Here is a 13,351-nt window from a genome sequence, read left to right on the forward strand (position 1 = left end):
AGAAGTTCTCGTATATGTCACATCAGCTGTGTAACATATTATATAAAAAAAGTATGTCATGAATCTGCTATTTTAATGAAAAATATTGTATATATTTTTTTATGAATCAGTTATATTTTGTAAAAAGATATTAAGTTTTGTGTCGTGCATACATGATACAGAAAATTATTTATATGCAGAAAAGAGGAGCAAAATGAGATACGGTTATTTCGATAATGAAAAAAGGGAGTATGTTATTACAAGACCTGATACACCGGCACCTTGGGTAAATTATCTTGGTTCACCTGAATATGGTGCGATTATTTCAAACAATGCGGGGGGATACAGCTTTGAAAAATCAGGTGCAAACGGCAGAATTTTAAGATATGTATTTAATCAGTTTGATGAACCGGGAAGATATATTTATATCAGGGACAATGACTCAAAAGATTATTGGTCAGCATCATGGCAGCCGGTTGGAAAAGATTTGGATGAATACAAGAGCGAATGTCATCATGGAACAGCTTATACAAGAATGACTGCCAAATATTCAGGTATAAGCTCAGAAGCACTTTATTATGTACCGCTTGATAAATCTTATGAAGTATGGGATTTAAAGGTTACAAACAATTCAGAAAAAAATAGAAAATTAAATATAACAGGTTATGCTGAGTTTACAAATAATTGCAATTACGAGCAGGATCAGGTGAATCTTCAGTATTCACAGTTTATTACATCGACACATTTTTCGCAAAATCGTGTAATGCATCATGTTCATGGAAATCTTGATGCTTTAAAAGAAGACGAATACATTGACAATAAAAATGTTTCAATGAGATTCTTAGGAATGGCAGGTCAGAAGGTTTCATCATGGTGTGGAAGTAAAGAGGGATTTTTAGGAAGATACCATGATTATTCAAATCCGATTGGTGTTATTAACGGTAGTCTTGATAATAAGGGAAATTACAATGAAAACGGCTGTGGTGCTTTAACAACACTACTTGAACTTGCACCGGGCGAGACAAAGGAAGTTATTTTTATTGTTGGAATGAAGTACGATGATGAAGCGGCAAAGATAATTGCAAGATATGATGAAAATGAAAATTTATGTGAAAAAGAACTTGTTGAGTTAAAGAAATTCTGGCATGGGAAACTGGAAAAATTCCAAGTTAAGACACCAAGCGAGGAATTTAATACAATGATAAATACATGGAATGCATATAATTGTTTTATGACATTTATATGGTCAAGAGCTGCATCATTTACATATTGTGGTCTTAGAAATGGATATGGTTATCGTGATACAGTACAGGATATTCAGGGAATTATACATCTTGCCCCGGAAATGGCAGTAGAGAAAATAAGATTTATGCTTTCGGCTCAGGTTGACAATGGTGGAGGACTTCCACTTGTAAAATTTACACACAATCCGGGACATGAGGACACACCTGATGATACATCTTATGTTCAGGAGACAGGACATCCGGCATATCGTGCTGATGATGCTTTATGGTTATTCCCTACAGTTTATAAATATATTTCTGAAACAGGAAACATGGAATTTTTAGATGAGGTTATTCCTTTTGCAAACAAAGATGAAGCAACAGTATATGAGCATTTACAGCGTGCAGTTAAATTTTCTGCTGAGCATCTTGGAAAACATGGAATGCCTGCCGGTCTTTATGCAGACTGGAATGACTGCTTAAGACTTGGAAAAGACGGAGAATCTTCGTTTGTTGCAATGCAGTATTATTATGCAATGACAATACTTAGAAAGTTTGCTGAATATAAAAATGATGATAACTATGTAAAACAGCTTGACAAACAGCAGGAAGAACTCGGAAAGATTATTCAGAAAATTTGCTATGACGAGGATCGTTTTATAAGAGGATTTACAGAAGAAGGAAATGTTATCGGCAAGCGTACAGATGCAGAGGCGAATATGTGGCTTAACCCACAGAGCTGGGCTGTAATCAGCAAGGTTGCAGATGAAGAGCAGGGTGAGGTTATAATGAACAGCGTATATGACAGATTGAATACGGAATACGGTGCTATTCTTATGGATCCGCCATATCATGCAGAAGCATTTCCAGGAGCTTTAGCGGTTATATATAATGCCGGAACAAAAGAAAATTCAGGAATTTTCTCACAGTCACAGGGGTGGCTTATACTTGCAGAGGCATTGTTGAAGCATGGTGACAGGGCATTTGAATATTTTATGGAGAATTCACCGGCAGCACAGAATGACAGAGCTGAGACGAGAGTACTTGAACCATATTGCTATGGACAGTTTACTGAAGGAAAAGCAAGTCCAAATTTTGGACGTTCACATGTTCACTGGCTCACAGGAACAGCATCCACTGTAATGGTTGGATGTGTAGAGGGAATACTGGGTATGCGTCCTGACTTTAGAGGACTTCATATTGAACCTTCAATTCCTGAAAAGTGGGAAAAATTTGAGATTACAAAAAGTTTTAGAGGAAGCCGGCTTCATATTGTTGTTAAAAATCCGGGTCATGTCCAGAGCGGCTGCAAAAAAATGATAGTAAATGGAAAAGAAGTTGAAGGAAACTATGTGACGGAAGATATGCTTACGGAAAATACAGAAATAGAACTTTATATGTCATAGGAACAGGAGGAATTTATAAATGGGAAAAATAAAATTTACGGACAATAGTGGAACATTTGTTATAGAAAATCCTGAAAATTACAGTGGCCTTTATCTTCCGCTGGCAGGCGAAAAGGAGTTAAAGTCAAGTATTACTCCGACACTTGCAGGTGATTCAAAAACAGACCAGAATCATTTCCTGTTTGAACCTGTAAGTATCGAAAATCTGCATAATAACAAAAATGGAAGAAATTTCTGGTGCCTGATAAATGGCAGTAATATGTGGTCTGTATCAGGTGCATCTGCCATGCAGGAGGCTGAAAAATTTTCAAAGGAACAGGATGAGAGTAAGATAGAAGCTGGTCTTATGTGGCAGAAGCTTACAAGAGTTTCAAAAAAGTTTGGTATTAGAGCAGAAGTGTTGTCTTTTGTGCCTGTTGATGAAAATATAGAGATTATGTATGTGACATTGAAAAATATTTCTGACAATGATATAGACATAACACCCATAGCAGCACTTCCTATATATGGAAGAAGTGCAGACAATCTAAGAGACCATAGACATGTAACATCTCTTTTACATAGAATAGAAACAAAAGAATATGGAGTAGAAGTGGCACCTGTTTTATCATTTGATGAGAGAGGTCATAGAAAAAATGAGACTACATATTTTGTATATGGTTCAAAAGATGATGGAGAAAAGCCGAAAGAATTTTATCCTACAAATCAGATGTTTATCGGTGAGGGTGGAAGTTTTCTTATGCCAGAGGCTGTAAGAACTGGAAAAACAGGTGTAAATCCGGGAACGAAAATTCAGGGAAAAGAAGCGACAGGAGCCTTTGCTTTTAGAAATATTAAATTAAAAGCGGGTGAGAAAACAGGTTATATTATGCTTGCCGGTGTCACAACGCAAAAAGACACAATAGAATCAAGGACTTCATTATACAGAACAAAAGTAAATGTTATAAAGTGCTTTGAAAAAACAAAGAAACATTGGAAAGACAAAGTTAATATAGACTTTGAAATGAATGACAAGGCAGTTGATAATTATCTTAAATGGATATGCTTCCAGCCTATACTCAGAAGAATTTACGGATGCTCTTTCCTGCCATATCATGATTATGGGAAGGGTGGCAGAGGCTGGAGAGATTTGTGGCAGGATTGTCTTGCACTCCTTGTTATGGAGCCCGATATGGTTCGCAAAATGATAGTTTCTAATTATGGTGGCGTGAGGATTGATGGAACAAATGCAACAATAATAGGAAATGGACAGGGAAAGTTTATAGCGGACAGAAATAATATAACACGTGTATGGATGGATCACGCTTACTGGCCGTTTGTTACAACTAAACTTTATATGGATCAGACAGGTGATCTCGATATACTTCTTGATAAGGTGTCATATTTTAAAGACAGGCAGTCACTAAGAGGAACAGCACACGATGATGAATGGAAATTTGAAGATGGAAATACTCAGAAAACAGTTGGTGGTGTCGATTATTTTGGAACTGTTATCGAGCATATACTTTTGCAGAATCTTTGTGCATTTTATGATGTTGGAGAGCATAATGAAATGAGACTTCATGGTGCAGATTGGAATGATGCACTTGATATGGCATGGGAAAGGGGAGAAAGTGTCGCATTTACATGTGCATATGCGGGAAATTTAAAAGATATAGCATATTATTTGAGAAAAATTGAAAGTACAGACGGAATCCGAATTATTGAGGTTGCAAAGGAGATGGAATGTCTATTTAGAAAAGGTAAGGAATTGTACGAAAATCCTTACAAAAAACAGCAGCTTCTTTCTGAATATAGTAAACTTTGCTGTCACAATATAAGTGGCGAAAAAGCTGTATTAAAAATAAGTATGATATGTGAAAATCTTGAAGAAAAAGCAGATTGGCTCATGAAAAACATTCGTGAAAATGAGTGGATAAAAGAAGATGACAATACGGGGTGGTTTAACGGTTATTATGATAATCATGGAAAAAAGGTAGAGTATTATAAAAAAGATGATGTGCGTATGATGCTTACAAGCCAGGTATTTGCGATAATGAGTGGCACTGCAGATGAAAAGCAGATAAAAGCGATTTGCAACAGTGCGGATAAATATCTCTATGAAAAGAGAGCTGGAGGATACCGTCTTAATACAGATTTTAAAGAAGAAAAATTTGATTTTGGAAGAATGTTTGGATTTGCATATGGTGAAAAAGAAAATGGAGCCGTATTTTCACATATGGCAGTAATGTATGCAAATGCATTATACAAGAGAGGCTTCATAAAAGAGGGTTACAAGGTGCTTAAAAATCTGCTTGATAGTGCGATGGATTTTGAAAATAGTATTATGTATCCGGGAATACCTGAGTATTTTGATAACGATGGACGCGGATTGTATGCATATCTTACGGGTGCAGCAAGCTGGTATATGCTTACAATGATAACAGAAGTTTTTGGAGTAAGAGGAGAACTTGGAAATCTTGTTATAAAACCGGCACTTCTTCCTGAGCAGTTTGATAAAGATGGCAAAGCTGCAATAAAACTTAATTTTTCAGGAAGGACATTAAAGATTACGATTCACGCTGACATTGATAATATACAGGATAATAATGGAGTGTATAATAAAATAATAAGAGTGGAATGTGACGGAAATGAGCTTGAGTCTGCTGATTTAAAGAAAGTAGTAATAATGAAAAAAAGGATTGAAGAAATGAGCTGTGGACGATGTCATGAAATTGATGTTTTTATAAAATAGTATGTGAGATAATATCTTATAAGATATTCCTAAAAAGCAAAAGAGGAAATTGATGTGAAGATTAATTTCCTCTTTTTTTTATGAAATGAAAATGTGTTATTACCACATTGATTTATAATATTTATCACGATATTTCTTTGGTGTTATACCCATGAAATTTTCAAATGTTTTAATAAAATGGCTTTGTGACGAAAAGGAAAGATAATTAGCTATATCAATTAGTGATTTATCAGAATAGCGGAGCAGGTGAGTTGCTTTTTCTATCTTTTTTTCGCGAATGTAATCACTTATGGAAACACCAAGATTTTGTTTGAATATGCGAGAAAGATAGTTCTCAGAAAGTCCTGTGTAATCAGCAAGAGTGGATATTGTGATACGTTCTTTGATATGGCTGTATATATAGTTTACACATTGCATAACAGGTTTTGAGAGAATTGAGCTTTTCTTAAAAAGAACCATTTTGCCGGTAAAATCTTTTGCCATTTCATGATGAAGGTCAGCTACCTGGCGTATTGTATTGCAGGAGTCCAGCTTTAGTATATAAAAGTCACTTAGACGATATGCCTGCTCCGCTTCAAGACCTCCATCAATACAATATCTTGTAATCATTGCGGTCGTGACAACAAAGTGATATTTTATATTTGTGAGAGGATTTTGTGAGAGAATACCGGCTCCTTCTAGATTTACAAAAGCATCTTGCTTGCAATTTTCAATTACGGCGTCCATATCTCCCGTTTTAACTGAATTATAAAAAGAGTATTCAACATCAGGGGCTCGGTGAAGTACTTCAAATTCGCTGTTTGAGAGTTCTGTATTTACCCATTCTTCTGATAACGACATATTTTTCCTCCTAAAATAGTGTTAAAATCTGATATAATATTGTTATTATTTAACATTATGACATGAATCTGCTATTTTTACAAGTGATTTAATATAAAGTGTGTGTTAAATGGAGTAATATATGACTTGTAAATGCGGAATGACATAAAGTTATGTCGAATGATTAAAAATATATTCTATTAGGAGGAATGAGAAATGAAACGCAAATTTTTAAGTTTAGTGCTTGCATCGGCAATGAGTGTTACAATGCTTGCCGGATGTGGAAACAAGGCAAATGATGGTGGAGCAGGAAACAGCAGTCAGAAAGAAGGAAAGATAATAAATATCTATTCATGGAACGATGAATTCCGTCAGCGCTTAGAGGCTGTTTATCCACAGGTAGAATCAACATCAAAGGATGGGACAGTCACAAAACTTAAGGATGGCTGTGAGATTCACTGGGTTATCAATCCAAACCAGGATGGTGTATATCAGCAGAAACTTGACGAGGCACTTGGAAGACAGGCTGATGCATCAGCAGACGATAAAGTTGATATTTTCCTTTCGGAGACAGATTATGTATTTAAATATACGGATAAAGATGCGGATGTTGCAATGCCTTTAAAGAATATTGGAATTGATACATATAAAGAGTTTGCAGATCAGTATGATTTTACAAAGACAACAGCATCAGACAGTGAAGGAGTTATGAGAGGCTCTACATGGCAGTGCTGTCCTGGAGTTCTCGTTTACAGAAGAGACATCGCAAAGAAAGTATTCGGAACAGATGATCCAGAGAAAATTGGTGAGAAGGTTAAGGATTGGGATACACTTAAGAAATCAGCAGAACAGTTAAAAGCAAAAGGATATTATACATTTTCATCATATGCTGACACATTCCGTTTATATGGAAACAGTATTTCAAAATCATGGGTTACGCCTAGTGATTCACAAGATACTACAGTTGATGTAGATTCAAAAGTCATGGATTGGATAAATGATTCAAAACAGTGGCTTGATGCAGGATACTTTGACAAGACTGTAAAGGGGCAGTGGAATGATGACTGGAATAAAGCCATGGGTTCAAAATCTAAAGTATTTGCATTCCTCTTACCGGCATGGGGAATTGACTTTACATTAAAGCCAAACTGGGATGGAAAAGAAGGCGAGTGGGGTGTTACAAATCCTCCACAGGAATATAACTGGGGCGGTTCTTACATACATGCAGCAACAGGAACAGACAATACTAAGCATGCAAAAGAAATTATTCTTGCACTCACAGCAAATAAAGATAATCTTTTAAAGATTTCAGAAAAATATTCTGACTTTACAAATACAAAATCTGGAATGAAAGAGGCTGCAGAAAATGATGGAAAATATGCTTCTAAATTCCTTGGTGGTCAGAATCCATTTAAGTATTTCGCACCTGTTGCAGAAAATATTAAAATTGCACCATTGTCAGCATATGATCAGGGATGTGTAGAGCTTATACAGAACTCATTCAGCGATTATTTTCAGGGAAAAGTTACTTATGACAAGGCAAAGAAAAACTTTGAGACAGCAATTAAAGAGCGTTATGCAGATGTTAAGAAGGTAAATTGGGCTAAGTAGCAGCAATTATAAAGGGATAAATAAAAATATTGTATTATGTAGTCACAAAGATGTGGCAATATAACAGGATTTAGTTATAATGAAAGTATAGCTGAATCCTGTTATAAGAAATGAAATACTCCAAGTTTATAATGATATTTAGGAAAGGAGTGGGATTATGAAAAAGAAGAAAAAAAGTGTAAGTTACGCTAAATGGGGTTATATATTTATACTTCCATTTTTCATAACTTATATTATATTTTCATTAATACCGCTGTTAGATACAATAAGGTATAGTTTTTTTGAGTATTATCGTACCGGAATAAAAGAAGTAGGACCAAACTTTATTGGAATGAAGAATTATGTAAGTCTTCTGAAATCCGATATGATTACATATGGAAAAAACACACTTATAATGTGGGTTATAGGATTTATTCCTCAAATAGTATTTGCACTTCTTTTAGCGAATTGGTTTACTGATGTTCGTTTAAAGATTCGTGGAAAACAGTTTTTTAAGGTAGTTATCTATCTTCCCAACCTGATTATGGCATCAGCGTTTGCGATGTTGTTCTTTACACTTTTTTCTACAAACGGACCTGTAAACTCAATAATGTTGTCTGCTGGATTTATCAAGAAGCCGATTGACTTTTTAGGTTCTATATTTGGAACGAGGTCACTTATAGGATTTATGAACTTCCTTATGTGGTTTGGTAATACAACGATCATGCTTATAGCAGCAATAAACGGAATAAGTATGGAAATTTTTGAGGCTTGTGATCTTGACGGATGTAACAGCATACAGAGATTTTTCTATATTACACTTCCTATGATAAGACCAATTCTTGCATACACACTTGTAACATCTATTATCGGTGGACTTCAGATGTTCGATGTTCCACAGATACTTACAAATGGACAGGGAAATCCTGATAGAACTTCAATGACGCTTATAATGTTCCTTAATAATCATTTGAAGAGTAAGAACTATGGAATGGCAGGAGCTTTATCAGTATATCTGTTTATAGTAAGTGCGATATTATGCTTTATCGTGTATAAGCTTACAAATGACAATGATCCTGATGGTTCAAAAGCAGCTGCAAAAGCAGAAAAACGTAGAAGAAGAAGGGGGTTATTATAATGAAAAAAGGACATAACAGATTCAGAAGTATTTTGGCACATATAGTTTTGTTGGTCTTAGCATTTTTATGCCTGTTCTTTTTCTATATACTTATTGTTAATGCAACCCGCTCACATTCAGAATTACAAAAAGGTTTTTCGGCATTGCCGGGTACACATTTCTTGGACAATCTGAAAAAGGTAGCGAAGGATGGAAGTTTTCCAATGCTGCGTGGAATAGTGAACAGTTTGTTTATATCAGCAGCCTCAGCAGCTATATGTACATATTTTTCATCACTTACTGCATATGGACTTTATGCATACAACTTTAAATTAAAAAAGGTTGCATTTACATTTATTATGGCAATACTTGTTATGCCAACACAGGTGACGGCGATGGGATTTTTAAGACTTATAACAAATATGGGGATGTATGATTCATGGACACCTCTTATAGTTCCATCAATCGCATCACCGGCAGTATTTTACTTTATGTATAGTTATCTGCAGTCATCACTTCCTATTTCACTTGTTGAAGCAGCGAGAATTGACGGTTCAGGAGAATTCAGGACATTTAACAAGATTGTTATTCCGATAATGAAACCAGCGATTGCAGTACAGGCAATATTTACATTTGTAGGTTCTTGGAATAACTATTTCATTCCGGCATTGATAATCCAGTCAAAACAGAAGATGACTGTACCTATTCTTATTGCAACACTTCGTGGAGCTGATTATATGAATTTTGATATGGGTAAGATTTATATGATGATAACAGTAGCAATCGTACCTATCGTAATAGTATATCTTTTACTTTCGAAATTTATTATTTCAGGGGTTACTCTTGGTGGTGTAAAAGAGTGATATTTGATATATTATAAGATACATACTACTTGTGTTATTATAAAATCTGGAGTATGAATTTTAAAAATTAAAATCGTAAATATTTTTGGATAATAAATGTGATAGAAGTAAGACCTCTGAAGTTTAGAGGTCTTCTTTTTGGTGTGTATTTTTTTGCAATAGTACAAAGAAAATATATTAGAAAATGTAAAAGCATGGGCAATCTCTACTGCCATAAATCTATGGAAAAACTAGAAAAGAAAATATGCATGGAGAAAGATGATTGCAAAGCAGGAAAGTTATGAGGTGCATATGGAAAATGAATTTCAATCTTTTGCCTGCTATTGTTCTTTGGGGTGTATCCTTTATAATCCTGCTCGTGCAGATGTTTAGGGAACGGTAGATGGCAGTTAGTTATATTTCAACTTCTATACTGAGGTAGCGTATGTCGGAAGTTTCAGTATGGGTGGTATTTTCTACGGAAATCTGTCCGTTATATTTTTTGACGATACCCTTAACAATGGAAAGTCCCAGTCCGTGTCCGTCTTTATCAGTCTTAGAAGTATATTTTTTAGTAAAGATATTGTGTATAAATTCACTTGTAGCGGCAGGTCCCGGATTTTCAACTTTGATACGGAAACTGTCGCTTTGTATATTGTCTGTACGCTGACCGATGCTTATAAAAATGGTGTCGTCAGGGCTGCAGGCTTCTATAGCATTATCTATAAGTACACCTGCAAGGTCGATTATCTCCATATCTGAGCAGTTGCTTGTGTAATCATAATTAAAAATAGTCACTATTATCTGTATATCTTTTTTTAGAGCGGCATTTACCTTGCTGAATAAAAGTCCTGCAAGAAGTTTGTTATTAAGGTGGAGAAAATCATAAGAATATCTGTGTCTGTCATCCATTTGTGTTATATCTTTTATTGCCTTGCACAAGTCTTCATAATTATCATAGGAGTCGGTAAGCTGTGATAATGAGAGGAGCTGGTTATTGTATAAATGCTGTCTTTTTTGTATATTCTCAATCATTTCATCGACAATAGGCATATATGTACTGTAATCTTTTAAGGATTGTTTTCTTTTCATATCATCGAAACTCTGAAGTATTATAAGTATGGTGATAACTGCGGCAAAAAGGATATTAGCAGTAGTGGAAATAAGAGTTCCGAGTGATAAGCTGCTTTTTATGGATGTAAATATTGCAACCAAAATGAAGCTTCCCAAAAAGAAAAGGGAAGAAAAATAAGAAAAATTCTTAAATCTGTCGGTAAACTTTGTTATAGGAAATAGTTTATTTAAAATGATTAAAACAAAAAGTGATAAAATTAAGAGTGCTGCCGAAATAGGGTCGGCTGCATTATTTTCATCAAAATTCAAATTTAAGAGAGCTAGAGCAAGCATGACAACAGCCTGACAGCAGGAAACTATAAAATATCCGGCAATAGATATATTTATCGCCTGGCTTATAGTACATCTTGTGTTTATAAAAATCATAAGGCTGTAAAAGGCAAACATAAGTAAAAAGGCGAACATAAGCTGATTATTATCATGTTTCTGCAGATAATTTAACACAACACTATATATACAGAAAGAAATTAAAAATTTGGGAGATGTAAGTTTCTTTAAGGAATGTTCAGAAAGATATATCATAAAACCTATGTATGTAAGATTTTGTATCGTTAAAGTAAGTATAATTATAAGATTATGTAAAATGTTCATCTGTGTTCTCCTTATTTTATGTATCTATAATTTCTGTTACATGGAACTTTGTCCTTTGTTTTTTTCAATGAGATCAGGTGGGCATATGGGTCGATAAGTTCGATATACCTGGTATTTACAATATATGATTTATGGCACTGCTCAAAATATGCAGGAAACAGTTCGAGAATCTGTTTCAAGCGGTACTGTCTTGTCATAAATTCACCATGTAAAGTGTGGGCTATTATATACCTGCCGTGTGATTCAAAATAAAATACATCATCAAAATTTAATTTTATCCGAATATTGTCAATGGTTTTAATAGTAAAATCCCGTTCAGTACCTAATATATTGTCAAGCTGTCTGAAAAGCTGTTCTTTTGTATAGGGTTTTAAGAGATATGCCGTACAGTGTATATCATTGACTGCATGGTATATGTGTTTTGGAAATGCGGTAGTAAAGATTATAGGAGCATTGTTCTTTGTCTTGTGCCTGATATATTCAGCAATCTTAAGACCATCCGTATTTTCAGCATCCGGGTCTGTGGAAATATCTAAAAAATATGCACGAAAGTAAGGCTCTTTAGAAAGTATGCTTATTGCTTCTTTTGTGCTGGCTGCGATAACAGGGCGCATATCCTGTGAATATTCATTGATATAGTTTTTTAAAGCCGTGGCTTGTATCTTATCATCTTCAAATATAAAGACTGAAAAATTCTTAATGTCTTCCATGAAATATTTCTCCTTTAAAAAGAAATCATATTATAAAATAATTGTATCAGTGTATATTTATAAGGCGTTTTTGTATGTATCAGGTAAATACCAGTAGAGTATATTATAGAATTTTAAGAATGTAAAGAGATAATTTTAGTGCAGTTCGTAACCAAAAAACTACCAGTTGTGACCGATTGCCGCAGAAAGCTGGAATTGGGAGCTGTGACATGATAATATTTATATAAAAAATAAATAAAAATTATAAAAATAAATTTAAGATAAGACTTGACAAGGTGCCAAGGAGAATTGCAAGGCAATTTTATAATGGCAAAATGTCAGCAGTGTAATGTTGCGAAAGCAGGATACTGGTGTTGCTTTTTATTTTACATTAGTTACAAAAATATTGCTAAAAATTACAAAATTAAAAAAAATATTTTATATACGACATAATAACAAAAAAGAGGTGACAGGATTATGGCTGAAAAAAAATATGAAATAACTTATGCAGCAATAACAGACAAAGGTGAACGCACAAACAATGAAGATTATCTTGGAGTAGGGAAAGATAATACAGGAGTATTGTGTGTACTGTGCGATGGACTTGGAGGACACGGAAAAGGTGAGGTGGCTTCAAGATTTGTCGTTGAAGAAATGATAGAGTCGGTGTGTAACAAAGGTGTTAATGTTGAGCACGCCATTGTGAGTACACAGGAAAATCTATTGAAAAAACAGGAAAGGGAAAATGCTCAATCATCAATGAAGACTACGCTAACCTGCCTTTATATAGAGCAGGAGGATGCATCATATTATCATGTCGGGGATTCAAGGGTATATCACTTTGAGAGCGGAAAAGTTAAGGACAGAACCCTTGACCACAGTATTCCTCAGTTATTAGCAGCAAGGGGAGATATAAAGGAAAGTGAGATAAGACACCATCCTGACAGGAGCAGGCTTTTGAGAGTTGTGGGAACACCGTGGGACAGCCCTAAATACAGCGTCAGCAAAAAGATAAAGATAGGAAAAAAGACAACTTTTCTTATGTGCAGTGACGGTTTTTGGGAGCTGATAGATGAAAAGACAATGTGCAAACTGTTGAAAAAATCAGCAACACCAGCAGAATGGCTTGAAGAAATGAGAAAGATAGTACTAGAAAACGGCAGAGGAACGAATATGGATAATTATTCGGCGATAGCTGTTTTTATCAGATAAACAAAGATAAGTAGG

9 protein-coding genes are annotated in these 13,351 nt (G+C 34.8%); 6 read left to right on the top strand and 3 right to left on the bottom strand.

Features of this window, described 5'->3' with window-relative positions:
• Positions 1-193 precede the first annotated feature (193 nt).
• Both DW721_RS00430 and DW721_RS00435 read left to right on the top strand, forming a co-directional pair.
• On the top strand, positions 194-2,608 hold the full coding sequence (locus tag DW721_RS00430; RefSeq protein ID WP_118744826.1) for a glycosyl hydrolase family 65 protein: 2,415 nt from the start codon (positions 194-196) through the stop codon (positions 2,606-2,608).
• A 19-nt stretch (positions 2,609-2,627) separates the two neighbouring features.
• Positions 2,628-5,342: a cellobiose phosphorylase gene (locus DW721_RS00435; protein ID WP_118744446.1), complete on the top strand. Its 2,715-nt coding sequence runs from the start codon at positions 2,628-2,630 to the stop codon at positions 5,340-5,342.
• A 99-nt stretch (positions 5,343-5,441) separates the two neighbouring features.
• On the opposite strand, the gene DW721_RS00440 is transcribed toward DW721_RS00435, so the two are convergent.
• Positions 5,442-6,182 (bottom strand): AraC family transcriptional regulator, encoded by a 741-nt coding sequence (locus DW721_RS00440; RefSeq protein WP_022013622.1) that lies wholly within the window; start codon positions 6,180-6,182, stop codon positions 5,442-5,444.
• Between the two features lie 195 nt (positions 6,183-6,377).
• Between DW721_RS00440 and DW721_RS00445 the strand changes: the two genes are divergently transcribed.
• The 3 genes from DW721_RS00445 (at position 6,378) to DW721_RS00455 (ending at position 9,731) form a co-directional block, all read left to right on the top strand.
• Positions 6,378-7,772, top strand: coding sequence for an ABC transporter substrate-binding protein (locus tag DW721_RS00445; RefSeq protein ID WP_022013621.1), 1,395 nt, complete (start codon positions 6,378-6,380; stop codon positions 7,770-7,772).
• A 157-nt stretch (positions 7,773-7,929) separates the two neighbouring features.
• The gene (locus DW721_RS00450; RefSeq protein ID WP_055944470.1) at positions 7,930-8,889 is read left to right on the top strand and encodes a sugar ABC transporter permease; all 960 of its coding nucleotides are present in this window, start codon (positions 7,930-7,932) and stop codon (positions 8,887-8,889) included.
• On the top strand, positions 8,889-9,731 hold the full coding sequence (locus tag DW721_RS00455; protein WP_022013619.1) for a carbohydrate ABC transporter permease: 843 nt from the start codon (positions 8,889-8,891) through the stop codon (positions 9,729-9,731). The genes DW721_RS00450 and DW721_RS00455 overlap by 1 nt, the downstream gene beginning before the upstream one ends.
• A 393-nt stretch (positions 9,732-10,124) precedes the next feature.
• Here the strand turns inward: DW721_RS00455 and DW721_RS00465 are convergent, their stop codons facing one another.
• Both DW721_RS00465 and DW721_RS00470 read right to left on the bottom strand, forming a co-directional pair.
• The gene (locus tag DW721_RS00465; protein WP_118744448.1) at positions 10,125-11,435 is read right to left on the bottom strand and encodes an ATP-binding protein; all 1,311 of its coding nucleotides are present in this window, start codon (positions 11,433-11,435) and stop codon (positions 10,125-10,127) included.
• Positions 11,436-11,446: 11 nt separating this feature from the next.
• Positions 11,447-12,145: a LytTR family DNA-binding domain-containing protein gene (locus DW721_RS00470; protein ID WP_118744449.1), complete on the bottom strand. Its 699-nt coding sequence runs from the start codon at positions 12,143-12,145 to the stop codon at positions 11,447-11,449.
• A gap of 456 nt (positions 12,146-12,601) precedes the next feature.
• Between DW721_RS00470 and DW721_RS00475 the strand changes: the two genes are divergently transcribed.
• The gene (locus DW721_RS00475; protein ID WP_055944455.1) at positions 12,602-13,336 is read left to right on the top strand and encodes a protein phosphatase 2C domain-containing protein; all 735 of its coding nucleotides are present in this window, start codon (positions 12,602-12,604) and stop codon (positions 13,334-13,336) included.
• The last annotated feature ends 15 nt before the right edge of the window (positions 13,337-13,351 follow it).

Source organism: Clostridium sp. AM27-31LB, assembly GCF_003480745.1.
GTDB classification, from domain to species: domain Bacteria; phylum Bacillota; class Clostridia; order Lachnospirales; family Lachnospiraceae; genus Butyribacter; species Butyribacter intestini.